This is a genomic window from Rhizobium sp. BK251 (genome assembly GCF_004345245.1).
Lineage (GTDB): Bacteria > Pseudomonadota > Alphaproteobacteria > Rhizobiales > Rhizobiaceae > Rhizobium.
This window is the reverse complement of record NZ_SLUQ01000010.1, coordinates 95778-119697: the sequence shown is the minus strand read 5'-3', so window position 1 is coordinate 119697 and position 23920 is coordinate 95778. Positions and strand designations below refer to the sequence as shown.

At 60.0% G+C, this 23920-nt stretch carries 26 protein-coding genes and 1 tRNA gene; 16 read left to right on the top strand and 11 right to left on the bottom strand.

Annotated elements, in window-relative coordinates:
- Positions 1–116 precede the first annotated feature (116 nt).
- The 4 genes from EV286_RS25420 to EV286_RS25405 all read left to right on the top strand — a co-directional run bounded on the left by EV286_RS25420 (position 117) and on the right by EV286_RS25405 (position 4106).
- Complete coding sequence (locus EV286_RS25420; RefSeq protein WP_132959970.1) at positions 117–578, top strand: Lrp/AsnC family transcriptional regulator; 462 nt, start codon at positions 117–119, stop codon at positions 576–578.
- Between the two features lie 87 nt (positions 579–665).
- Entirely contained in the window at positions 666–1547 is an 882-nt protein-coding gene (locus tag EV286_RS25415) for a DMT family transporter (protein WP_207909921.1), read from the top strand.
- A 93-nt stretch (positions 1548–1640) separates the two neighbouring features.
- A complete protein-coding gene (locus EV286_RS25410) occupies positions 1641–1976 on the top strand; it encodes a PilZ domain-containing protein (RefSeq protein ID WP_132959968.1) in 336 nt (111 codons plus the stop codon).
- A gap of 141 nt (positions 1977–2117) precedes the next feature.
- A complete protein-coding gene (locus EV286_RS25405; RefSeq protein WP_132959967.1) occupies positions 2118–4106 on the top strand; it encodes a bifunctional 2',3'-cyclic-nucleotide 2'-phosphodiesterase/3'-nucleotidase in 1989 nt (662 codons plus the stop codon).
- Positions 4107–4172: 66 nt separating this feature from the next.
- Here EV286_RS25405 and EV286_RS25400 read toward each other — a convergent pair whose 3' ends face one another.
- The gene (locus EV286_RS25400) at positions 4173–5147 is read right to left on the bottom strand and encodes a LysR family transcriptional regulator (RefSeq protein ID WP_132959966.1); all 975 of its coding nucleotides are present in this window, start codon (positions 5145–5147) and stop codon (positions 4173–4175) included.
- 134 nt (positions 5148–5281) lie between these two features.
- On the opposite strand from EV286_RS25400, the gene EV286_RS25395 reads away from it, so the two are divergent.
- Complete coding sequence (locus tag EV286_RS25395) at positions 5282–5896, top strand: FMN-dependent NADH-azoreductase (RefSeq protein WP_132959965.1); 615 nt, start codon at positions 5282–5284, stop codon at positions 5894–5896.
- A 48-nt stretch (positions 5897–5944) separates the two neighbouring features.
- Here EV286_RS25395 and EV286_RS25390 read toward each other — a convergent pair whose 3' ends face one another.
- Entirely contained in the window at positions 5945–6535 is a 591-nt protein-coding gene (locus tag EV286_RS25390; protein ID WP_132960054.1) for a TetR/AcrR family transcriptional regulator, read from the bottom strand.
- A gap of 104 nt (positions 6536–6639) precedes the next feature.
- Here EV286_RS25390 and EV286_RS25385 point away from each other — a divergent pair, with 104 nt between their 5' ends.
- From EV286_RS25385 to EV286_RS25375, 3 genes are all read left to right on the top strand, one after another.
- Entirely contained in the window at positions 6640–7416 is a 777-nt protein-coding gene (locus EV286_RS25385; protein ID WP_132959964.1) for an SDR family oxidoreductase, read from the top strand.
- A 167-nt stretch (positions 7417–7583) separates the two neighbouring features.
- The gene (locus EV286_RS25380) at positions 7584–8681 is read left to right on the top strand and encodes a catalase family peroxidase (RefSeq protein ID WP_132959963.1); all 1098 of its coding nucleotides are present in this window, start codon (positions 7584–7586) and stop codon (positions 8679–8681) included.
- The gene (locus tag EV286_RS25375; protein ID WP_132959962.1) at positions 8678–9244 is read left to right on the top strand and encodes a cytochrome b; all 567 of its coding nucleotides are present in this window, start codon (positions 8678–8680) and stop codon (positions 9242–9244) included. Before EV286_RS25380 ends, EV286_RS25375 begins: the two co-directional genes overlap by 4 nt.
- Here the strand turns inward: EV286_RS25375 and EV286_RS25370 are convergent.
- The 4 genes from EV286_RS25370 to EV286_RS25355 form a co-directional block, all read right to left on the bottom strand.
- Positions 9241–10509 (bottom strand): GGDEF domain-containing protein, encoded by a 1269-nt coding sequence (locus EV286_RS25370; RefSeq protein WP_132959961.1) that lies wholly within the window; start codon positions 10507–10509, stop codon positions 9241–9243. The two genes, EV286_RS25375 and EV286_RS25370, sit on opposite strands and share 4 nt — an antisense overlap.
- Before the next feature lie 433 nt (positions 10510–10942).
- Positions 10943–11269: an HlyU family transcriptional regulator gene (locus tag EV286_RS25365; protein WP_132959960.1), complete on the bottom strand. Its 327-nt coding sequence runs from the start codon at positions 11267–11269 to the stop codon at positions 10943–10945.
- Positions 11270–11364: 95 nt separating this feature from the next.
- Positions 11365–12615 carry a threonine ammonia-lyase gene (gene ilvA / locus EV286_RS25360; protein WP_132959959.1) on the bottom strand — a complete coding sequence of 417 codons (1251 nt, stop codon included), beginning with the start codon at positions 12613–12615 and terminating at the stop codon, positions 11365–11367.
- Positions 12616–12713: 98 nt separating this feature from the next.
- A complete protein-coding gene (locus tag EV286_RS25355; protein WP_132959958.1) occupies positions 12714–13136 on the bottom strand; it encodes a DUF4174 domain-containing protein in 423 nt (140 codons plus the stop codon).
- Between the two features lie 176 nt (positions 13137–13312).
- Here EV286_RS25355 and EV286_RS25350 point away from each other — a divergent pair, with 176 nt between their 5' ends.
- The 3 genes from EV286_RS25350 (at position 13313) to EV286_RS25340 (ending at position 16543) form a co-directional block, all read left to right on the top strand.
- Positions 13313–13555 (top strand): DUF982 domain-containing protein, encoded by a 243-nt coding sequence (locus EV286_RS25350; RefSeq protein ID WP_132959957.1) that lies wholly within the window; start codon positions 13313–13315, stop codon positions 13553–13555.
- Positions 13556–13758: 203 nt separating this feature from the next.
- Positions 13759–14931, top strand: a complete 1173-nt coding sequence (locus tag EV286_RS25345; protein WP_132959956.1) for an HlyD family secretion protein — start codon at positions 13759–13761, stop codon at positions 14929–14931.
- 1 nt (position 14932) lies between these two features.
- On the top strand, positions 14933–16543 hold the full coding sequence (locus tag EV286_RS25340; RefSeq protein ID WP_132959955.1) for a DHA2 family efflux MFS transporter permease subunit: 1611 nt from the start codon (positions 14933–14935) through the stop codon (positions 16541–16543).
- Positions 16544–16603: 60 nt separating this feature from the next.
- Here EV286_RS25340 and EV286_RS25335 read toward each other — a convergent pair whose 3' ends face one another.
- Entirely contained in the window at positions 16604–16864 is a 261-nt protein-coding gene (locus tag EV286_RS25335; RefSeq protein WP_132959954.1) for a GlsB/YeaQ/YmgE family stress response membrane protein, read from the bottom strand.
- 151 nt (positions 16865–17015) lie between these two features.
- Here EV286_RS25335 and EV286_RS25330 point away from each other — a divergent pair, with 151 nt between their 5' ends.
- Positions 17016–17507, top strand: a complete 492-nt coding sequence (locus EV286_RS25330; RefSeq protein WP_132959953.1) for a YidB family protein — start codon at positions 17016–17018, stop codon at positions 17505–17507.
- Positions 17508–17710: 203 nt separating this feature from the next.
- A complete protein-coding gene (locus tag EV286_RS25325; protein WP_132959952.1) occupies positions 17711–18142 on the top strand; it encodes a cupin domain-containing protein in 432 nt (143 codons plus the stop codon).
- Positions 18143–18445: 303 nt separating this feature from the next.
- Here EV286_RS25325 and EV286_RS25320 read toward each other — a convergent pair whose 3' ends face one another.
- The 4 genes from EV286_RS25320 to wrbA all read right to left on the bottom strand — a co-directional run bounded on the left by EV286_RS25320 (position 18446) and on the right by wrbA (position 21306).
- The gene (locus EV286_RS25320) at positions 18446–18880 is read right to left on the bottom strand and encodes a DUF4019 domain-containing protein (protein ID WP_165932933.1); all 435 of its coding nucleotides are present in this window, start codon (positions 18878–18880) and stop codon (positions 18446–18448) included.
- 17 nt (positions 18881–18897) lie between these two features.
- Complete coding sequence (locus tag EV286_RS25315) at positions 18898–19803, bottom strand: TIR domain-containing protein (RefSeq protein ID WP_132959950.1); 906 nt, start codon at positions 19801–19803, stop codon at positions 18898–18900.
- Between the two features lie 690 nt (positions 19804–20493).
- Positions 20494–20578, bottom strand: a tRNA-Leu gene (locus EV286_RS25310).
- Positions 20579–20709: 131 nt separating this feature from the next.
- Positions 20710–21306 (bottom strand): NAD(P)H:quinone oxidoreductase type IV, encoded by a 597-nt coding sequence (wrbA, locus tag EV286_RS25305; protein ID WP_132959949.1) that lies wholly within the window; start codon positions 21304–21306, stop codon positions 20710–20712.
- A gap of 219 nt (positions 21307–21525) precedes the next feature.
- Between wrbA and EV286_RS25300 the strand changes: the two genes are divergently transcribed.
- The 3 genes from EV286_RS25300 (at position 21526) to gpt (ending at position 23916) form a co-directional block, all read left to right on the top strand.
- Positions 21526–22284, top strand: coding sequence for a competence/damage-inducible protein A (locus tag EV286_RS25300; RefSeq protein ID WP_132959948.1), 759 nt, complete (start codon positions 21526–21528; stop codon positions 22282–22284).
- 92 nt (positions 22285–22376) lie between these two features.
- Positions 22377–23219, top strand: a complete 843-nt coding sequence (locus tag EV286_RS25295; protein ID WP_132959947.1) for a universal stress protein — start codon at positions 22377–22379, stop codon at positions 23217–23219.
- Between the two features lie 199 nt (positions 23220–23418).
- Positions 23419–23916 (top strand): xanthine phosphoribosyltransferase, encoded by a 498-nt coding sequence (gpt, locus tag EV286_RS25290; protein WP_132959946.1) that lies wholly within the window; start codon positions 23419–23421, stop codon positions 23914–23916.
- Positions 23917–23920: the final 4 nt, after the last annotated feature.

Sequence of the window (23920 nt, the reverse complement as noted above, 5' to 3'; positions counted from 1 at the left end):
TTGGAATGGTGAATCCAAACACCATCGGTGCGAAATGTCCTTGCAAAGAGTAATTGCACGGAGGGCAGTTTTCGCAGATTATTCTGTTTTTCCTCCTCAATTCGAAGGTTCTTCGAATGTCTGATCTCGACGCCATCGATCGTGCGATTTTGCGGGTTCTTCAAGCCGATGCGCGGATCACCAATGCCCAGCTTGCCGAGAAGGTCGGCCTCTCACCCTCCGCCTGCTCGCGGCGCCTCGACATATTGGAAAAGAGCGGCGTCATCGGCGGCTACCATGCGCGGCTTTCGCACAAGGCGCTGGAGTACAAGATGATCGCCATCGTGCACATCTCCCTCTCCGGCCAGTTCGCGAAGACGCTGTCGGAGTTCGAGGCGGCGGTGAAGCGCTGCCCGAACGTGCTCGTCTGCTATCTGATGTCCGGTGAATACGACTACATCCTCAGGGTAGCCGCACGCGATCTGGAAGACTACGAGCGCATCCACCGCGACTGGCTTTCGGCACTGCCGCATGTGGTCAAGATCAACTCCAGCTTCGCGCTGCGCGAGATCATCGACCGCCCGAATGTGGGGCTTTGAACACAGGTCGGAAATACGGCTGCTCCAGAGGCTTTCCGACGGCAAGTTTTCGTGGCGCCCGCATGGCGGTCGTTCTATCACCGAGCCATGCAATCGAAGACTCGCGGCTATCTCTTCGCCCTGCTGGCGATCACGATCTTTTCCATCCAGGACGGCATATCGAAACATCTGGCCGGGCTCTACCCTCCCGTCTTCGTGGCAATGATCCGCTATTGGGCATTCGCGGTCTTCGCCATCCTCCTTGCCTCGCGCATGCGCGGCGGCCTGGCGGTAACGGCGCGCACCAAGAGGCCGGTGCTGCAGGCCATGCGCGGTATTTTGCTCGCTGCCCAGATCGTCGTGGCGATCACCTCGTTCACATTGGTCGGTCTTGCCCATTCACAGGCGATCTTTGCGGGAACGCCGCTGATTATCGCGCTGCTCTCGATGCCTATACTCGGCGAGCGGGTCGGCTGGCGCCGCTGGACCGCCATTTGTGTCGGGCTCTGCGGCGTGCTCATCATCCTGAAGCCCGAAAGCGGCTTCTTCGACGTCGATCTGCTGGTGCCGATCTTCGGCTGCCTGCTCTTCGCCTTCTATGTGATCAGCACGCGCCTTGTAAGCCGCGACGATTCCGCCATGACCAGCTTCTTCTACACCGGCGTCATCGGCGCCGTTGCGATTACCTTGATCGGACCCTTCTACTGGACATGGCTTTCAGCGCCTGACTGGGCCTGGATGGCGCTGCTGTGCATAACGGGAATATCGAGCCACTACTTCCTGATCCGAGCCTACGACATTCTCGACGCCGTCGTCGTGCAGCCGCTTACCTATCTGCAGCTTGTCTACGCCTCGGTCATGGGCCTACTTATCTTCGGGGAGACTCTCAATCTCAACATGATCATCGGATCGGTGATCGTGGTCGGCGCCGGGATGTTCACCGTCTGGCGCGAACATGTGGTCGCCCGGCGCAATGCCTCACGCCGCTAAAGCAGTGTCTGCATTCAATTTTAGAAAGATATGTAAAGCGATTTTCAACTGTTTTGCGGCAGACTTCCGTCGTTCTACTCAATGGAGGGCGGGATGACGCACAATCTAAAAATTGCCACTCGCAAGGCAGAAAGAAAGTCCTGCCGGCTTTTCGGCAAGGTAAAATACCTCAACAAGGCTGTCGAAGCCCGCATCGTCAATCTCTCGCTCACAGGCGTTGCCCTCGACATCGGCGGCCCGCTTCATGCCGCGACCGGCAGCCGCGTCCGCGTCGAAGCAGAAGGCCTCGGTTCCCTCGAGGGTACGATTCGCTGGCTGCATAGCGGCCGCATCGGTGTCCAGTTTGACCCGAACTCAAATGCCAGTGCGCAGGTCGCCTCTTACTTCCGTTTCTTCCATCAGGACTTGAAGCCAACTCTATCCCGCTGACACCATTTCGGGAGAAGACAAGGCGAGCATTTCGGCCGATGCGGCAACGTGAACGGCCGACACTTTTGAGCTGTACTCTTTCGCAAATGCCCCTAGTGTGAGCCGGCACGGGGGCACGTTGCGCATTTGAAGGAGTACCTCATGTCGTCTATTCTTGATCTGAATCCGATTTCGCGTCGGTCATTGCTCGGAGGGCTTGCTGCGACCTCTGCCCTGATCCTGCTCCATCCGTTTTCCGCGCGTGCGGCCGCCAATCAGGCTCATCTCCGCCTGATGGAGACGACCGACATACACGTCAACGTCTTCCCCTACGACTACTATGCCGACAAGCCGAACGACACGATGGGCCTCGCGCGCACTGCGACCATCATCGACCAGATCCGCGCCGAGGCGACCAACTCCTTGCTGATCGACAACGGCGACGTGCTGCAGGGAAATCCGATGGGCGATTACATGGCCTATCAGCACGGCATGAACGACGGGGACATCCACCCGGTCATCAAGGCGATGAACACGCTGAGCTACGAGGTCGGGACGCTCGGCAATCACGAGTTCAACTACGGGCTGGACTTCCTGTTCAAGGTGCTGGACGGCGCGAACTTCCCCATCGTCTGCGCCAACCTGACCAAGGGCAAGCTGGCGTCCGACCCGAAGCAGGATGAGCTCTTCTTCAAGCCGTACATCATCGTCCAGAAGGACATCAAGGACGGGTCCGGGCAGACAAGCCGCGTCAAGATCGGCTTCATCGGTTTCGTTCCGCCGCAGATCATGCTTTGGGACCTCAAGAATCTCGAGGGCAAGGCCCAGACGCGCGACATCGTCGAAGCGGCAAAAGCCTGGGTGCCGGCGATGAAGGAGGAAGGCGCCGATATCATCATTGCTCTTTCGCACTCCGGCATCGATGGTTCCGCCCCCTCTGAGAAGATGGAGAACTCCTCTCTCCATCTCGCGGCGGTCGATGGCATCGACGCTATCTTCACGGGTCATCAGCACCTGGTCTTCCCCGGCCCCAAGACATGGGACGGCATCGCGGGTGCCGATCCGGTAAAGGGCACGCTGCACGGCAAGCCCGCAGTGATGGCGGGCTTCTGGGGCTCGCATCTCGGTCTGATCGACCTGCTGCTCGAAAAGGATGGCAACGGCTGGCGGATGATCGACTTCACCTCCGAGGCGCGCCCGATCTATCATCGCGACGAGGCCAAGAAGATCGTCGCCGACGTCGGCGACAAGGCCGAGGTGATCGAAGCCGCCAAGGCGGAGCACGAGGCGACGCTTGCCTATGTGCGGACGCCGGTCGGAAAGACCTCCGCGCCCCTTTACTCCTACTTTGCTCTCGTCGCCGATGATCCGTCCGTCCAGATCGTTAGCCAGGCACAGACCTGGTACATCAAGCAGATGCTTGCCGATACGGAATACAAGGACCTGCCCGTGCTTTCCGCGGCGGCACCCTTCAAGGCCGGAGGCCGGGGCGGCGCCGACTACTATACCGACGTGCCGGCGGGCGACATCGCAATCAAGAACGTTGCCGACCTCTACCTCTATCCGAATACGGTGCAGGCCGTCGCCATCACGGGAGAGCAGGTGAAGAACTGGCTGGAGATGTCGGCCGGAATGTTCAATCAGGTCGAGGTCGGTGCGAAAGATGCGCTGCTGCTCAATGCCGATTTCCCGTCCTACAATTTCGACGTCATCGACGGCGTGACCTACCAGATCGACCTGTCGCAGCCGCGGAAATACGACAATGACGGCAAAGCCATCAATCCGCAGTCGAGCCGCATCCAGAACTTGCAGTTCGATGGCAAACCCATTGATCTAGCCCAGAAGTTCGTGGTCGTGTCGAACAACTATCGTGCCGGTGGCGGAGGCAAGTTCCCGGAGATTGCCGCGGACAAGGTCATCTTCCAGGCGCCAGATACGAACCGCGACGTCATCGTGCGCTATGTGCACGACCAGGGCACGATCAATCCCTCAGCGGACGCCAACTGGACGTTCAAGCCGCTGCCGGGCACGACCGTCGTGTTCGAAAGCGGCCCGAAGGCCAAGCAATTCCTTGCGGACGTGAAGAGCGTCAAGATCGAGGATGCCGGAGAAGGCACGGAAGGGTTCGCGAAGTTCAGGCTCGTCCTCTAGCACCGAACGCATGCGGCTTCGGTCAGGAGAACCGAAGCCGCTGCGGGCGCATGCCAGCCGAGGCGATCACTCTGCCGCGGCAGGCATTTCACTCCCAAAGTGATCTATGCCGATCATTGCCAGCAGATCGCTGTGGCTCGGGCAGGCAGACAACCGGCGTCTGAAGCCATCGACCAGCCATTGGCCGGCCGGTCCGGGCGGGCTGGAAGCGCGGCGCATGGAATAGATCGGATACTCACCCTGTTCATAGGATTCGAGGTTCAGAGCTACCAGCTTGCCATTCATGATGTCTTCGCCGACTAGGGACACCGGCACGCCTCCCCAGCCGAGCCCGCCCTTGATGAGCTGGTGCTTTGTTGCCATGTCGCTGACGCGCCAGGTTCTATAGGACAGAACGTTGAAATCGCGCCCCTTGGTGAGACCGGAGGCGTCGCTGACCACCATCTGCACCTCCTCGCGCACATCGGCCAAGGTCAGCGGTCGATTGATTCGCGCCAGCGGATGGTCGGGAGAGACAACGGGAATCATGAACGAGTGACCGATCTTCTCGGCCACAAGCGAATCTTCCTGACGCAGCAGGGCGCCGCCGACGCCGATATCGGCCCTTCCGCTCATGACCATGTCCATGACCATACCGAGTTCGCCGACATTGAGGTTGAGCCCGACGCCAGGGAATTCTTCACGGAACTCGCGCAGTTCCATTACGACCGCCTCGGCAGGGACCATGACGCTGATCGCCAGCGACAACTCCGCCTCGACGCCCTGCTTGATGCTCTTGACCCGCGCGCGCATGACCTCGAGGTCGGCTATCAATCGCCGGGCATCCTCCAGCACCGCCTTGCCGGCATCCGTCAGCTTCGGCTGGCGCGCGCCAGAGCGTTCGAACAGAGGCACTTCGAGCTGGGCTTCCAGATTGGCGATAGTATAGCTGATGACCGATTGCGCGCGGTTGAGGACCCGCGAAGCCGCTGAAAAGCTGCCGGTTTCGGCAACCGTGGCAAAGACCTGCAATTGATCGAGAGACGGGTTGGGAAGCGCCATTTATCTAATCCATGGATAGTCTTGATCTATATTATCATGGTTTTTTCGATAGCTGGCCAGCCCTATTTTTCTCTCGACACCGCGGTTCGCCTCCCTCCCACGAGCCGCTAAATCCCCATTCGAAAGGAAATGCCATGTCGTCCATTCTTCTTTTGACCTCGAGCCCGCGTGCCGAATCCGCATCCACCAGCATTGCGACGGAACTGGCCGAGCGCATCAAGGGCCAGAGCGCCGGAAGCGTCATCGTCCATCGTGACCTTGCCGCCAACCCCCTGCCGCATATCGATGATCTCTTCACCGCCGCCATCCGCAAGCCGGCCGAAGAGCGCACTGCGCAGGAAGCCGCAGCCGTGAAGACCTCCGACGAACTCGTCGACGAGTTGCTCGCCGCCGACACCGTCGTGATCGGCACCGGCCTCATCAACTTCAACATCTATTCCTCGCTCAAGACCTGGATCGACAACGTCGCCCGCGCCGGCCGTACCTTCAAGTACACCGAGTCCGGCCCGGTTGGTCTTGCCACCGGCAAGAAGGTCTATGTCGTCCTCGCTTCCGGCGGCGTCTATTCGCAGGGTCCGGCAGTCGCGATGAACCACGCCGTTCCCTACCTCAAGTCGGTCCTTGGCTTCCTGGGCATTGCCGACCTTGAAGTCATCTATGTCGAAGGCCTCGCCTTTGGCGCCGAAGCTGCCGAAAAGGCAATCAGTGCTGCCAAGGCTCGCGCCGAGGAGCTTGCCGTCGCCGCCTAATCCGGCGTCGATGTGATTTTGGGCGGCCGGTGTCTCACCGGCCGCTTTTCATTTGTCGGCCGACGGCTTTGCCAATTCGATGACGAAGTCGCGCGCCGTCTGAAGGATCTCGTCGGAAAGCGCCTCATCATCCGCGACGCGCGCGAGGCCGACCGCCCCCGTCATCAGGCAGAAGGCCGCCACTGATTTTCGACGGATATCCTTTTCATCCCTGCCCGGAAAAACCTGTTCCAAAAAGCTGAAATTCTCTAGCAATTGCCGTGTGGCGACCTCTCGCGGCTTGGCACCGCTTCGGGCAAAATCGGCAGTCAGTGCCGGAAACGGGCAACCCTCGCCCGGATGGTCACGATGATAGGTGCCCATATACCGCGAAACCACCTCTTCAGGTGTCAGCTCTGAGGGTTTCAGCCCGCTCGCTTCCAGCTTCTCCGCCCAGGAACCGAACGCTGATTGCATCGCTTCAGCAACAAGATCGTCTCTCGAAGCGAAGTGCTTGTAGAAGCCGCCAACGGTCAGCCCGGCCTCCTTCATCAAATCCGCGACACCCACGCCTTCCAATCCGCGCTCGCGGAGGCGCTTCGCGGCGATCTCGACGATCCGGTCGTGAGTCTTTTTCTTTTCTGCTTGCGAATGACCCATCGCAATCTCCAAAGCAATATCTTGACAATCTGGATTACATTCATAATCTTTCTGGTGAACGATCATAATCCATATCACCTCGAGAGCCAATAGGAGCTACGAAGATGCGTCTCAAGAATAAGGTTGCAATTATAACAGGCGGAAACAGCGGCATCGGCCTGGCAACGGCACGGGTCTTCACCGACGAAGGCGCGAAGGTCGCGATCACCGGCCGCAACATGAAGACGCTGATGGAGGCGGCGGAGACGCTGGGTGAAAGCACCCTGCCGCTTCAGTCGGACGTGACGGACGTCGCCGCCCTTGAAAGCGCCTTTGCGCGCGCGGCCGAGAAGCTCGGCAAATTTGACATCGTCTTCGCCAATGCCGGTATCGCTGCGCCGAGCTTCCTGGGACAGACTTCGCTCGAGCAGTTCGAGTCTATCGTCCGCACTAATTTCACTGCCGTCTTCTTTACGGTACAGGCCGCCCTGCCGTATCTCAACGATGGAGCCTCGATCATCCTCAACGGCTCGGTCCATACTGTGATGGGCGTACCGGGCTATTCCGCCTATGCGGGCACCAAGGGTGCAGTCCGCGCGATGACGCGCAATCTTGCTTCCGAGCTCGCACCACGCGGTATCCGCGTCAACCAGGTCACGCCCGGGGGAACGAGAACACCGATCTGGTCGCCGTCCGCCCCGACCGAGGATGCGATGTCGGCGCTTGAGGCACGCCTCGGCGGGTTCAGCCCCCTCGGGCGTATGAGCGAGGCAGAGGAAATCGCCAAGGCAGCGCTCTACTTCGCCTCCGACGATTCGTCCAACGTCACCGGCATCGAGATAACCGTGGACGGTGGCGCAACAAGTGCACCCTCCGGAGCAAAGATGTTCCGCGCCGCCTGAGCGGCTGCCATCACGACATCACGCGCAGGTGAAGGCGCGTGCTCGATATCGTGTCCGGGCAGGTCTTGCCCGGCACTGCCGGCCGCTCCAGCTACCGCAATTCGTCTCACCTGCCGGCGAGGCGTCCATTCCATGCCGGCGGGCTTCTTCACTTCAGGAGCATGCGGATGGCAGAGCCTTCCGAAAAACCGGCACGTAAACCCGCACAATTTTCCCCCAGATCAATTTTCCTCATCGCGCTGGCAGCCGCTGCACCATCGCTGGCTTTCGCCTACACGGCCGGCTGGCTCTATCCGCAGAAACTGACGCCGGGAATGATCATCGATGTACTCAGCCGGCGCGGTGGCGACCCGATCGGCCATCGGCGCAACCATGCCAAGGGCATATGCTTTACGGGTCATTTCGAGGCGAACGGCGCGGGTGCCGCACTGACGACCGCCCCGATGTTCGCCGCCGGAAGCTACCCCGTCACCGGACGCTTCGCGATCGCCGTCGGCAATCCGGAGGCTGCGGACTCGGCGGGCCGTGTCAGGAGCATGGCGATCCGGGTCCTGGGACCGGGCGGAGAGGAATGGCGCAGCGCCATGAACAGTTCGCCGGTCTTTGCCGTCTCCAACGCGCAAGGATTCTACGAACTGACCGCCGCCTACGACATCGACCCCGCGACCGGCAAGCCCGATCCGCAGGCCTTGCAGCGCTACATGGCGGCTCACCCCGAATCCTTGCCCTTTTTCAACTGGGCCCGCACCGCACCCTGGACAAAGACCTTCGCGGACCAGACCTATAGCAGCCTCAACGCCTTCGTCTTCGTCGATCCGGCGGGCGAGAAGCATCCGGTCCGCTGGGCCATGCAACCCACGACCGCGCAAGAACCCGTACCTCTTGAGGACATCGCCAAGCTCCCTCCGGATTTCCTGGAGCAGGACCTGAAGACGCGCCTGGCGTCCGGTCCGCTTCGCTGGCATCTCGTCGCCACCCTCGCGCAGCCCGGCGATCCCACGAACGACGCCACAAAGGTTTGGCCCGACGAGCGCCGGCACGTCGACGTCGGAGACCTCATAGTCGAAGCTGCCGAAGATGAGGCCGACGGTCCCTGTCGCGATCTCAACTACGATCCGCTGATCCTCCCCGAGGGCATCAAGCCATCGGACGATCCGCTGCTGCCGGCGCGCTCGTCGGTCTACGCTCATTCCTTCGATCTGCGCGCAGCCGAGGCACAGCACTACAGCCGCCTCCCTGAGAAAAAGGCCGAACCCACGCCATGAGCGCCCCATCCGAACATTTCAGCGGCGCGCAGCGCCTGCTGCATTGGCTGATGGCAGCCCTAGTCACGGCGATGCTCTTCATCGGCATCGGCATGGTCGCAACGCTCTCGCCACGCTATTGGACGCTTGTTTCAATTCACAGGCCGCTTGGCATTGCCATCCTCGTGCTCGTGGTCCTGCGGCTCGCGCTGCGGCTGCGTCGCGGGTCGCCGCCGCTTCCCGCCGATATTCCCTGGCCCCAGGCCATGGCGGCCAAGGCGTCTCACGTGCTTCTCTACGGGCTGATGATCCTGATGCCGCTTCTCGGATGGTCGATGCTTTCGGCAGGCGGCTATCCGATCGTCCTGTACGGCCCTTGGCGCCTGCCGCCGATCGTGCCGCACAACGACGCGCTTTACTCCCTGCTCCGCACGGCGCACCACTACGGCGCATTTCTGCTCTTTGCCGTCATCCTCGTGCACATCGCGGCGGCGCTCTTTCACGGCCTCGTCAGGCACGACGGCGTGCTTTCCAGCATGGCGCCGTGGAGCCGACGGCAGGGCCGGCCAGCGACAAGAAGCTAAACGGCCTGCACCCTGCCGGCATGGCCAAACACACAGTTGCGGCCGTTCTTCTTCGCTTCGTAGAGCCTGGAATCGGCAACGGCGAGGACCGCCGCAAAGCTTGCGCCATCATCGCCAGCCGAGGCGACGCCGATGCTGACGCTGACCATCGTTCCGTCGGGATTGTTCACGCTGGAGGCGATCGCCCAGCGCAGGCGCTCCGCCAGCAGAAGCCCGTCGTAGTGACCCGTGCCGGGGGAGACGATGACGAATTCCTCGCCGCCGAAGCGGAACAGGCGGTCGCCGCTCCGCAGCATCTGGCCGAGCCTGGCAGCGATCGCCTTCAGCACCTCGTCGCCCTGAAGATGGCCGAAACGGTCGTTCACGTCCTTGAAGTGATCGGCATCGAGGATCAGCACGGATATGGGCGCCCCCTTGCGAAGGCTCTCCCTTATCAGCTGCGGCGCCTCGAGCTCCATGCGGCTGCGATCAAAGGCGCCGGTCAGCATGTCGCGACCGGTGCGCGCCAGCAGATCGTTGTAGCGTTCGCGGAAGGTAAGATCGTCGAAGACGTCGCTGATCGACCTTTGCGACAAGGTCGCACCATGCCGGCGAATGTAGAAATGATAGATCGCAAAGAGCAGCGTGTAGATGCACACTGCGATCATCTTCGCCTTCCAGCCGCCCCAGAATACCTCCGTCGGTACGCCGACGAAGTAGCGCAGCGCCATGAAGAACCCGATCTGGTCGAATGTCAGCAGAACGAGGCCCGAGATCATGAAGCGCAGGACGAGCCAGCGCTGAATGACCCGGCCGAGCCTCTCGTAGAGCAGGATGATGCCGAGGGAATCGATATAGAGAAGCGCCGTTCCCCACACCATCAGCCAGCCCATCTCCTTCAGGAAGTTGACGTCCGCCGCCTTCCCCGGCACCGGCTCTATTGCCTCGTGAAGCTGCAGGATCCAGGCGACGCCGACTGTCAGGATGTTGCCGAGGAACAGGCCGTAGATCGGCTGTCTCACGACCGCCGCATCTTCCTCCAGGTAAAGCATCAGGATCATCATCAGCTTCCCGGCAAAGAAGATCGACGATCCCGGCGAAACGACGCCGAACGGAAGCTGCACGTAGAAGACCGCCGCGAGGTAGGTTTCCATGAAGTGCATGACGCCGAGCGCCGTCAGGAAAACACCAAGGCCGATACGATGCCTGAAATGCAGAAGCGTCACCATGATGGTGAAGTAACCGACCGCTTCAGCGGCAAATAGGATCAGATTGGCAATGGGCATCCCGACTCCCGCTCTCTGTCACGATCCTTGCTCATCCTGCCCTTTCCCGGCAACACCCCACCCGAAGCGCCCCACAAGCTTGCACCCTTTTCCGACGCCACTTTCGTTTAATCCGCAACGCAAACATGCGTCTCGACGCCGGTCAGGCGATGTGCAAGCTCCATGCCAGAATGCCTGGCGAACGCGGGGAACACGGATCAGCGTTGCGGGTCGATCTCCCCGAAAGCGCGGATGTTATGGTTACCCTTAACGCAAACATCCATCGCAATCATTTAAAATTGCGTATTCAGAACCGGCAGTTACCTCCCGGCTTTCAAGGAATTTGCCTGCTTATTGTGCAAAGGACTTCGTCGAGCCCGGGCATCGTGCCCGACGGCTCGCACATCGTAGGGACCGCGCAGGTCGCCGCGAATCAGTGGGAAGGCGCCACAGGCTAGACCTGGCGTGTCTTCTCGCCGTCGGAAAACAGGGAAGTTCCGTGCTGGTCGATGATCTGCTGAGCCTTGCGAAAGGTGCATTCGACTGCGTCGTCGGAGGAGGAAAAGATATCGGCCCGGATGAAGTTGCGCACCAGCACGTCGCCGTCGATCTGTTTTTCGATACGGCCGGCAAGGCGGAATTGCCCGCCCTCGCGCTGGGGCGTGGCGTAGATCGTGCAGCCGGCATGGACCTGCGGTTCGGCCCCGGCGGGCTCAGCCTTCTCCGAGGAGGCGCCGCCGCCCGAAAAAAGCGAAAGGAGACTTGAAAGGATCGATGCCATTTTATGCCTTCACTACCGGGATTTGCCGAGGGAATTATAGAACCACCCGACCGGGAGTCCAGCGCAAGCACGCTGCCCCCGGAACGCCGGATCCGCTAAATGATGAGGTTCGCGAGAATCTCGTTCTCGGTGATGTCCTCGAACCCCATTCCCGCGCCTTCGAAATTGCCAATAAGCTGCTTGAAATTGTCGGGGTGCTTGGTCTCGATGCCAATCAGGATCGAGCCGAAGTTTCGTGCCGACTTCTTCAGGTATTCAAAACGGGCAATATCGTCGTCGGGACCGAGGAGATTGAGAAAATCGCGCAGGGCGCCCGGACGCTGGGCAAGCCGTAGGATGAAATACTTCTTCAATCCAGCGTGGCGCATCGCCCTTTCCTTGACGTCTGGCAACCTCTCGAAATCAAAATTGCCGCCGGAGACGACGGCGACGACCCTCTTGCCCTTGATCTGCTCGCGATCCATCGCCTCGATTGCGGTCAGCGACAGCGCGCCTGCGGGCTCCAGAACCACACCTTCGACGTTCAGCATCTCGGCAATCGTCACGCAAATTGCGTTCTCGGGCATCAGCATGACCTGCTCCGGCGAAAAGGCCTTCAACACCGCGAAGTTGAGGTCGCCGATGCGCGCAACTGCGGCACCATCGACGAAATTATCGACCTTCGGGAGCGTCACCACCTCCCCCTTTTCGAGGCTTCTCCTCAGGCTCGGAGCACCGGCCGGCTCGGTGAAGACGAAGGCCTCAGGGGAGAGCAGACCACCGAGATAACCGGTCATGCCGGCGGAAAGTCCGCCGCCGCCGACCGGCATGACAACGAGGTCCGGAACGGCGCCTTCCGGCAACTGCTCCAATATCTCTGCAGCGACCGTCGCCTGCCCTTCGATAATGTCCGGATGGTCGAAGGGCGGAACCATGACGCCGTCGGTGGCTTCGACATGCTCGCGGGCGGCCTGGTAGCACTGGTCGAAGAAATCGCCATAGAGCCGAATCGTTATGAATTCCCCGCCGAATATGCGCGTCTTGTCGATCTTCTGCTGCGGTGTCGTGACCGGCATGAAGACGACCCCCTTCACTCCGAAATGGCGGCAGACGAAGGCAAAGCCCTGGGCATGATTACCCGCAGAGGCGCAGACGAATATCCTGTCGGCGCCGCCCTGCCCAATCACCTTGCGGAAGAAGTTGAAGGCGCCGCGGATCTTGTAGGACCGGACCGGGGATAGATCCTCCCGCTTCAGCCAGATCTCCGCGCCGTGGCGAGCCGAAAGATGCTCGTTGAACTGCAGAGGCGTTGGCGGGAAGAGGCCACGCATGGCCTGCGTTGCATTGTCTACGTCCTGGTTATTCACGGTGCCCAATCCATCCTGTCCGATCAGGCTTTCGCTATGACACAAGCGGCGACTTGAAACAAATCCTTCGACCATCCCGGCCTGCAACGCCTACTGCTTCACGCGCGAAGACGGTGCCCGGCTTGGCCTGCTGAAGGGTCGAGCATGGCAAGAAGCTCGTGGACGTCGATCGGCTGTCGCGAGCGAAGTCTTACGGTGCCGTCCATATCGACCAACACCACCTCGAAGTCATCACTCGAGACCTTCAACTCGTCCCGGATTTCGTCCGCATCAATATCATAGGGTTCGTCGAGGAGCTGGAACACGCCGCCACCGGCGATCTTGAGAACGGCAATGTTGCAGCGCTCCAGCACCGCGCCACATTGCTTCAGCAGTTGCTCCTGAAGGACAGGGCGCTCGTCATCCGAATCTTCGAAGACGGCGAGCACGGAGCATCGGCCCCTAAAATCGCGAAGGCTGTCAGGCGATCTCTTCGTTTCCGGGGATGCACCGATCAGTTCGCGCACGAGGGATTTCAACATGGCTCACTCCTTGAGTTTGCCGCGTCGCTTCGGTCCCCTCGAGCCGTTGGACGTCGTCCATATTAAACCTTTTGTGAGGCTTCCGGTTCCGCGCCATTCTGCCGCAGTTTGAGCCGGAACCTTTCCGCCAAGGCCCGCGTTATCAAGCGCTCTCGACAACAGCGAGGTGAGCAACAATGGTAACGACGCGTTGGACTAACCCGGTAAGTCTCGGCTTTACACAAGGCGGAATGCAGACAGTAAGTGGTCCTTTCGAGGCGCTGATCTATCTGACAGAGAAATGGCCGAACATGCGCGGCCTTCACTTCATGAGGGCGCGCAGCGCTTGCCGGGCGGCTCTCGCCGGCCGCAAAACACCCGAAGAAGCGCGCGAGATATTCATCGAAGCAGCGCGTGAGGCAGAGTTGAAGGCACAGTAAAAGACCAGCACAGAAGGCTTCCCCAGCCCCCGGTACCACTACATCCGCCCGCTCACGGACGAATGCCCGGTATATCATTTGTAAGATCACCAAATTTTTGAACGGACCTGCGGCAAACACCGCGCGACGGGGACCATAAGTCTTGCCACCCCCGCCTAGATGACCAACTACGGCCTCGTAGGTCTTAGAAGGAACATTGGGCAATGACGAACCAAAAAGTGAGCCAGCCGATCGTGCTGCATGAACCTCCAGACGGACAAGGCGAAACCGCAGAACAGCAGAACATCGAAGCAAAGGAACGCGTCACCGCGTTGCCGGTGCAGCCCGAACAGAAGCGCAAGTCGTTGCTTCGCCGCCATCCGTTGGGGTCATTGGTTGCTGCTGTTCTCGTCGCCGCAGCGCTTGGGGCGGGCTACTACACCTGGAAGATCTATTTCTACCCGTATGAGTCCACCGATGACGCGTTCGTCGATGCTCGCAGCTTTGCCGTAGCCGCGCAGGTACAGGGCTACGTGTCCGACGTCCCCGTCACCGACAACCAGCATGTGAATACGGGCGATACGATCCTGCAGATCGATCCGCGCGACTTTCAGATCGCGCTCGATCAGGCGAACGGCCAGATCGCTTCCGCCAAGGCCGCAATAAACACTGCCGACGCGCAGATCGCCGTGGCAACCGCCGCCGTGGACGAGGCTCGGGCGCAACAGAATTCCGCGTCAGCGGCTCTCGACTTTGCGCAGCAGCAATCGACGCGCGAAGACGAACTGGTCAGGTCGGGCGCCGGCAGCCAGCAGGCCCAGCAGCAGGCCGCCTCAGCACTCAAGCAGGACCAGGCAGCCCTCACCCAGGCACAGGCGAGCGTCGTCTCGGCCCTCAAGAGCGAGGCCGCGGCCGTGGCGCAGAAGGAAAGCGCGACTGCCAGCCTGACCCAGGCGCAGGCTGCCGCCGAAGAAGCCGCGCAGAACCTGAAATACACCAAGATCGTTGCCGAGCAGCCGGGCCGCGTCGTGCAGCTCACCGGCTCCAAGGGCCAATTCCTCGACGCCGGACAGGCGATCGCGATGTTCGTCCCCGACGACATCTGGGTCACCGCAAACTTCAAGGAAACGCAGCTCGACGACATGCGGCCCGGCCAGCCGGTGACGCTGACCATCGACGCCTACCCGGACCACGTCCTGCACGGCCACGTCGCTTCGGTCCAGCCCGGTTCAGGCACCGCCTTCTCCCTTCTGCCTGCGCAGAACGCTACCGGCAACTATGTGAAGGTCACCCAGCGCGTGCCCGTCAAGATTCTCGTGCACGACTGGCCGAAGGATGTTTCGATCGGCCCGGGCATGTCCGTCGACCCGACCGTTACCGTAAGACCGGTGGACTGACATGAGCGACGCGGCACTTTCCGGCAGTGGTGGGGTATCTTCCGCCGCCCTGCCCTCCAACCCCTGGCTCATAGCCCTCGTCGTCTCGCTTGCGAGCTTCATGGAGGTGCTCGACACCACGATCGCCAATGTGGCGCTGCGTTACATATCGGGTGGGCTCGCAGTGAGTTCGGACGAAGCCTCCTGGGTGGTAACCACCTATCTCGTCGCCAACGCCATCGTGCTGGTTGCTAGCAGCTTCGTCGCCAAGCGCTTCGGCCGCAAGCGCTTCTATCTCGTCTGCCTTGCGACGTTCACGGTCTCCTCAGTCTTGTGCGGGCTGGCCTGGAACCTCCAGTCGCTGCTCCTTTTCCGCATCATCCAGGGCTTTGCGGGTGGTGGCATGGTGCCGATTTCCCAGTCGATCCTCGCCGACTCCTTCCCGCCTGAAAAACGTGGCCAGGGTTTTGCGCTGTTCGCACTGGCCGTCGTCGTGGCGCCTGTCGTCGGTCCCACGCTCGGCGGCTACCTCTCGGACAATTTCTCCTGGCACTGGTGCTTTCTCATCAACGGCCCGGTCGGCCTTTTCGCCCTGGTACTGGTCTACCTCCTCATCAAGGAGCCGGACAAAGTACGCCTGGAACGAGAGGAGATGCAGCGGAAGGGCATTCGCTTCGATCTCGTCGGTTTCCTGCTGCTGGCAACCTTCCTCGGCGCGCTCGAACTGGTTCTCGACCGGGGCGAGACCCTGGACTGGTTCGGATCAAACTTCATCATATGGTCGAGCGTCGTCTGCGGTCTCGCCCTGGTTGCCGCTATCCCCTGGCTGCTAACCCGACAGAACCCGGTCATCGATATACGCCTGCTCGGATCGCGCCAGTTCAGCTGCTGCTTCCTGGTGATGATGGCAACGGGCGCGATCCTGATCTCCACGACCCAGTTCATTCCGCAGGTGCTGCAGGAGGATTTCGGATACACGGCAACGTGGGCCGGTCTTGCGCTTTCGCCGGGCGGCGTCGCGGCAATGGTCATGTCCTTCGCCGCAGGCCGGCTGACCTCCTTCGTGCAGCCGAAATACCTGATTGCCACCGGCGCGGCGATCGTCGCGCTCGCCATGTGGAATACAACGCAGCTCTATGGCGGCCTGAACTTCGCCTATTTCGTCTGGATCCGTGTGTTTATCGGCGCCGGGATACCGCTGATTTTCATCGCGATCACCTCCGCCTCCTACTATGGACTGCGCCCTGACCAGACCGACCAAGCTTCGGCGATCATAAACGCGGCACGCAACATCGGCGGTTCGATGGGCGTATCGCTCGCCTCGAACGTTCTGATCGACCGCGAACAATGGCATCAGAGCCGGCTGGTGGAGAGCATCATTCCGTCGACACCCGCCTATCATGAAACCATGCAGACGCTGATGCGCTACTTCCAGAGCGACGCGACGGTGGCCGACGCTCAGGCACAGGCATTCGCCTGGATCGGACAACAGGTCCAGATACAGGCGAGTTTCCTCGCCTATATAGACGTGTTCTTTGTCCTTGCGCTTGTGTCGGCGTCCGCAATTCCGCTTGCGCTGTTGCTCCGCAACGTCGATCTTAAAGGCGGTAAAAAGCCCGGCGGCGCGCACTGAGCCAACCGTGCGTGATCCCGCGCAAGTTGTGGTTACCGATTTTGCTTTTCCGGCGGATGCTCAATAGGAGGAGCGTCTGCCGGTAACTGCGTGATAGATCCAGAGCACCACGACAGCTCCGATAACGGCCACCACCAGGCTGTAGATATTCAATCCCGTCACGCCCGACGCGCCGAAAAAGCTGAAAATCACGCCACCGACAATCGCGCCGACGATGCCGAGCACGATATCCATGAGCATGCCCTGGCCGCTCTTGTTGACGATCTTGCTGCCCAGGAAGCCGGCGATCAGTCCAAGAATGATCCATGCGATGACAGACATTTGGTAATTCCCCCCACAAGAGTTTATATGTTTACATTCTAATTTTCGAACAAGGAGAGGATGAAATCAAGTCATCCCGCCGCTGCGGATGCCGAGGAGGGCTCAGGCATGCGGACCGGGCACACGAGAACAATCCCGAAAGGAGACCGAGATGGGAATCTTAGATGATGCCGTACCAGGAGGCAGCATATCCAAACCGTTGATGATCGCGCTCGGCGCGCTCTTGGTCGGAAAGCTTTTCGGCGGCGGCGGGGGTGCCCCAGCCGAGCAGGCATCGGGCCAGGCCGCACCGCAGGCGGGTGATGGCGGGCTGCTTGGTGGCCTTGGTGGAGCACTTGGTGGCGGACTTGGCGGCGCAGCCGGTGGCGGACTCGGCGGACTTCTCGAAACACTCACAAAGTCCGGACTTGGCGAGCAGGTGGACTCCTGGGTGCAGCCCGGAGCAAACCGATCTGTCAGCCCCGGCGATCTTGGCGGCGCGCTTGGTTCCCAGACCATAGGCGACCTTGCCCGCAAGGCCGGGATGAGCGAGCAGGAACTGCTCGCACAACTCTCCACGATCCTGCCGGGTGTCGTCGACAAGCTGACACCGGACGGGCGCGTACCCGACCAGAGCCAGCTCGCGCGACTGCTGCAGATCTGAGAGCCTGAAAAATCCACCAAGTGCAGTAGGCGCCCCGGAAGCCTGACGCGGCTTTGGGGCGCCGTGGCTGGTATCGCCTTGCAGTTGTAACCCTCAGAGCCGTGATTGTAGTCCAACCGCAATCGCGACGGCGGAAGATTGTTGTCTTCAATCTGGCATCTGCTTGCAGCAATGCCTCCTTCCGCCAACCTGGATGGGTCGACATGACAAACAACAGTGACTGGTTCGATGCGAGACCTGGAGAACATTGCCTGATCCGCGTACCGGCGGCGGATACCAACGGGGCTTATTCGATCGTCGAGATCGTCTCCGACCCTCTGGATGGTACGCCGATGCATATCCATCAAAACGAGGACGAATGCATTTTCGTGCTGGAGGGCATGGCGCGGCTGGCTTATGGCGACCTGATCATCGACGCGACAGCCGGCGAGTCGATCATGCTGAAGCGCGGCATTCCCCACGCCTGGTGCAATCCCTCCGATTCTCCGCTTCACATGATGATCGTGTGCACGCCCGGAGGCATCGAGGAAGCATTGCGGATCGTCTCAAGGGGTGGCGATATCGACCTTACGGCTCTCGGGCAACGATTTGGCGTTCGCATCATCGGTCCGGGGATTCTCGAGCCTGCACCGTGACCTCCGACTGCCCGTAACCAACACAATCATGAGATCGCTTGGTGCAGCGAACGGGAGAAAGTTCGAACCAAATATGGTTGGCGGCCCTTGAAATGTCGGCTTGGGCACACCTCCTAGCGTACACTAGCCTACGCGGCTCACTCCGCATTGACCACTTTGATGTCACAACACCGATCGCGCTGCGTTGACGCGGTCGTGTCAACATTAGCCCAACACCCTTCCGCCTGCGTTTTTGGTAGCGCTCGTTTGAAAATTCGGTCTCGGGAAGATCGGCCTGTTGTTCTGGCTCAGCTAGAGCAGCATTTACTTGGCCTCAGCCCCGAAAAAATTGGAAAGCCTGAACTTTCCGCCTTCTTCAGTTAAAACCACTCTCTCGTAGGTTTTCCCATTTTCGTATTCATTGAGAAAGGTTACTGTGTATATTTTTCCGATATATCCAGTAGGGTCGCTGGTGGTGAATTGAACATCTATAATGTTGGAGCTCTTCAACGGAGCAAAGATTTGTCGACTAAGCGCCCAGTTCGCAACAAATGCTTGCTTCTGGATTCCAACTCTTTTCTTATACCAATCACTGGTCTGATCCCAGACAGCGTCAAACTCTTTTTGTATTATGGCGGTCATAATAGTTTGCGCAACACCAACAGCTTCGTCCGCTTCAGCCGAACGAGCTGCGCTCCCCGAGTTGAAAAAAATGAGTACCACCGCAATAATCGCCAGAATTTTGCTTCCGTGCGGCATAGGTCCCCTCCGACGTGCTATTTGCATCGAGTAATTGTACTTGCTTGAGGAGGGTTTTGCGAATAGTCAATGAACGGAATTTCAAAGCAGTTCTTCCCGTTCACTACTTTGGGCGAAGGTGGTTCCGCGGGCGGCACTGCAGCACCCGTGGGAAGCTGAGCTTTAGAACTTTCCATTGCCGACGTAGGAACCTCCGTTTCAGCCCCTTCCATCCGGAGTTTTGTGCCCTGCGGACGCGCTCCATTTTGCGACGCCCACCATATTGATATGGTTGTCGCCACGAGCACAGCTAAAACAAGAAATATCGATAATTTCTTGCCGGTCCATGCTGTATGAATGCGTTTACTCTTGGCGCCTTTTTCGATGGCAGGTGACGACACGGCGGACGCGTTCTCCACGTTGCCCGATCGCAACAAAACCCTTGGCTTCGGTGCAGGATCCTCATCCGCTATTGCGCCTTTTTTCGACGTATTTTTCAGCCTTTTTATCAAAACTTCCACATCCGTATCGAACGTCCGGAACGAAACATACGCGGCGTTTCGAGCAAAAAGATCGCGCAAGTCGTCAGGTAGTTGATCTCGGTCGGGTAGTGGTGCGTCGTCGAGCAACACCGGAACTACTGGGATCCCACGGTTGAGAGCTTCGCCTATCTCAATGCGAACAAAGTCTTCGGGATTGTCCAGCCGTCGAATCCCGGTTTTGGGATCCTTGGATTCCGACCACCCAGCACCAACCAGAGCTAGAAGCACGTCGCACTTTTGTACCCACCCACGAATGACTCCCACGAAGTCAACTCCGAGCGGGATCGTATCGACATCCATGAAAACCTCGGTGGTTGGTCGGAATTTTGAGAATGCTTGATAGATCATGCGTGCTTGATATTTACTATCCTCCCGTCGATAGCTGATAAAAACTCGATTCATATCGCTTGGCCGTCTGATGAAATCGCACCCGATCGTTCAGGCGAGAATATCACGTTTGACTAATTCAAAAAAGCTGTGGTGAGGGTCGGAACTCTCAGGGCGGGTAACTGTTCAACGCCGAAGCCGCGCTTGCTATGACGCTGTCCGGAAGGACGGTTGTATAGAGGCGAAATCTATCGTTTGGGTGGCTTTCGATGCTAACTCGGCCTTCAGCGCGAGGCGAAAGCTGTCGCCGAAATCGGCCGCCGGCGGATCGCGAGGTGCGCTCTCTTGGTCAAGTGGCGGCGAAACGACCGGCTGGATTTGTACTTTGGATCAACGTTGTAATTGATCTATCGGGCTCGGCCTGCCGGTGGCGAGCGGGAAGATGTGGACGAGCATGTTCCGATCGCAACGATCGCGCAGCCTTTTGGTGGGTATAGACGATACTTTCGTTGCGATGGTTGCCTGGCTCGGTGCCTGGTTCTCAATGGCGGAATGCGCTTCCGCTACCAAAAGTGCGCAAATCTCGCCTACGCATCGCTTAGAAGGCATTTCCGAAAGGCCGCTTCCGAAGCTCGAAAAAATAGAAAGAGGCTTGGGTGCGAAGCGAGCTTCAACGATCCCTTTCCGGACAAGCCAGGATGGATACCCACTAGAATCTAGAATCTAGAAGCTAGTATTAAAAATTCTGCAAGTTATTGATTTTATTGGTGCGGACGACGGGGGTCGAACCCGTATACCCGAAGGTGAGGGATTTTAAGTCCCTTGCGTCTACCAGTTTCGCCACGTCCGCGCGGTTGCGTGCGTAAACGAGGCAGCGCAGTTGATCAAGTGCATCGGGTCTGATTTGTCGCCCGTTGCAAGTCATGTCAAAAGGCGCGGCTTTGTGGGCCGCGCCTTTCGCTTTGGATCTCGAATTTGCCCTTAGGCAGTCTTCGCCGCGATCTTTGCGACGTGCGCGCCCTGGTAGCGAGCTGCCTCCAGCTCGATTGCGGACGGCTGGCGTGCGCCGTCGGTGCCTGTGATCGTCGAGGCGCCGTAGGGCGAGCCACCCTTGATCTCATCGACGCCCGACTGGCCCTGGAAGGCATAGGGCAACCCGACCACGATCATGCCCTGGTGCATGAAGGTGGTGATGAAGCCCAAGATGGTGGACTCCTGGCCGCCGTGCTGCGTCGCCGAGGACGTGAACATCGAGCCGACCTTGCCGACGAGCTTGCCCTGTGCCCAGAGGCCGCCGGTCTGATCCCAGAAATTGCGCATCTGTGAGGCTGCCGTCCCGAAGCGCGTGCCTACGCCGACGATGATGGCGTCGTAGTCTGCAAGCTCATCCTGGGTCGCGATCGGAGCCGCCTGGTCGAGCTTGAAGTGGGAGGCCTTGGCCACGTCTTCCGGAACGAGCTCCGGAACGCGCTTGACGGTGACTTCGGCGCCAGCCGACTTTGCACCTTCGGCTGCAGCATAGGCCATCTGTTCGATGTGACCATATGCCGAGTAGTAGAGAACCAGAACTTTTGCCATGAATATCTCCGTTCGTGGACGAGCTTTATTGCGATCGCGGGGAGGTTGTAGCAGCATGACGAGGGCGGCAAAGCCCTCCCCCCGGCAACGCACTGTTCAACGCCCGTAGACGAGATTTCGCTTGCATAGTCACCGCAGAGCGCCACCGGGAAGCAGCAGTTTGCAAACCCCTCAAATAGCGCTACCTATTCGCCAGGCAAATTTTTCTCGGATATTTCCATGACCATTGATAGCATTGTCACCGCCGCCATGCTGGCCATCGGCGACGAACTCCTGTCCGGCCGGACAAAGGACAAGAATATCGGCCATCTCGCCGACATGCTGCAGCTTGCCGGCATCGACCTCAAGGAAGTTCGCATCGTGGCAGACGAGGAGGATGCGATCGTCGCCGCCTTGAACGCACTGCGCCCCGGCTACGACTATGTGTTCACCTCCGGCGGCATCGGGCCGACGCATGATGACATCACTGCCGATGCGGTGGCAAAGGCGTTCGGGGTGCCATGCGAGCACGATGCGGCCGCGATGCAGTTGCTCGGGGAGATGTATGCCCGCCGAGACATGGAGTTCACCGAGGCGCGTCAGCGCATGGCGCGCATGCCGGTCGGCGCCGCACATATCCGCAATCCGGTTTCGACCGCACCGGGCTTCATCATCGGCAACGTCTATGTGATGGCTGGCGTGCCGCAGGTCTTCCAGGCAATGCTGGACGAAGTCTTGCCGGCCCTGCGCAAGGGAGCGCCCGTGCTGTCGCTCGCCATTAGTTGCCCCTTCGGCGAAGGCGAGATCGGAGCCCCGCTCGCCGCTATCCAGAAAGCCCATCCCGAAACCAGCATCGGCTCCTATCCACGCTATGTCGGCCAGTCGTTCTCTACCGAGATCGTCGTGCGCGCGCGTTCGCAGGAGCCGCTGGAGGCTGCCGGCGCCGCAGTCGAGGCCATGATCGAGGAGATCCGCCGGGCGAAGGCCGGCCAGCGCTAAAAAGCAGAGCTTGATCAGCGTCAAGAATGAGGCAAAAGATCATCCTATCATCAGTCGACGCAAGCGGCCTTCATCTGCACAGGAGATTGTGAATGTCCTACAAGACCATCGTCGCCATCCTCGATACCGTCGGCAACGCGGCCGTCGTTGCTGATTTCGCCAGTGCCCTTGCGGGCACCCATGGCGCACATGTGATCGGACTGCACGCCGAGACGGTCTCCGCCGTGCCGCTTGTGGCGCCAATGGAGATTCCTGATCCGGTTGCCGTGCAGGCCCTTCAGGACATGGCCCATTCCGAAACCGCTGCAATCGAGAAGGCCTTCCGCGAGAAGTCGGCGCGCGAGGGCATTTCATTCGAATGGCGCAGCTTCGCGACGTCAGTCGGATATGGGTCGGGGCCGCTGATCGAGAGCGCGCGCAGCGCCGATCTCCTCATCGCCGCGCAGCCAGACCCCTCCAAGCCCGCCGATGGCCAGGTGGATGTCGACAATTTCCTTTTCGAAAGCGGTCGGCCGGTTCTCATGATTCCCTACGTCATCCGCACGCCAAAGCCCATCAAGCGCGTGCTGGTCGCCTGGAACGGATCAAAGGAGGCGGCGCGCGCCACCTTCGATGCCCTGCCTTTCCTGAAGGCGGCAGACGAGGTCGAGATATTCTCCGTCGATCCAGCCGACACGGCCTCGCAGTCTCCCATGACGGCCGGCGCCGAGATCGCCGCGACACTGGCCCGCCATGGGGTGAAGGCAACGCTCTCCACCGTGGAAGGCGCTCCCCAGCCAGCATCCATCGTTATCGAGAACCGGCTGGCCGACAACAGCATCGATCTCCTGGTGATGGGCGCCTACACGCATTCCCGCCTGTGGCAGATGCTTTTCGGTGGCGTGACGAAGACGCTTCTGAACTCGATGACGGCGCTCACGCTGCTCTCGCGCTAGGCTCACGGGCTGCGGGCTCTTGCGTTTTTGCCGCAAATCCCGCTAATTGCAGCGACCATTGATGGAGCTCCGCAGGAGGCCCGTTCGCGCAGCGCCGACTGCGCGAATTGCGCTTATGTCGCAAAGCCTTGCGTTCCCTCAGGGTGCTGGCGCTGCCAGCTTGTCTTCACCAACCCGTGCTTTCCGGAGCCAGTAAGCCATGTCCCTTCCCGACAAAGCCTTCCCCGTTTCCTGGGACCAATTCCACCGCGACGCCCGTGCGCTCGCCTGGCGCCTTGCAGGCCTCAACCAGAATTTCCGCGCAATCGTCTGCATCACCCGCGGTGGTCTCGTTCCTGCGGCAATCATTTCCCGCGAGTTGAACATAAGGCTGATCGAGACGGTCTGCATCGCCTCCTACCACGACTATGTGAACCAGGGCGAGATGAGCCTGCTGAAGGGAATCACGCCCGAGCTGACCACCGACGGCGGCGAAGGCGTGCTGGTGATCGACGACCTCACCGACACCGGCAAGACGGCCGCCGAAGTGCGCGCCATGCTGCCGAAGGCGCATTTCGCTTGCGTCTACGCCAAGCCGAAGGGCGTTCCGACGGTCGACACCTTCGTGACCGAAGTCAGCCAGGACACCTGGATCTACTTTCCCTGGGACATGGGCTTCACCTACCAGGAGCCGATCGCCAAGGGAGCGCGCGGCTGATCGC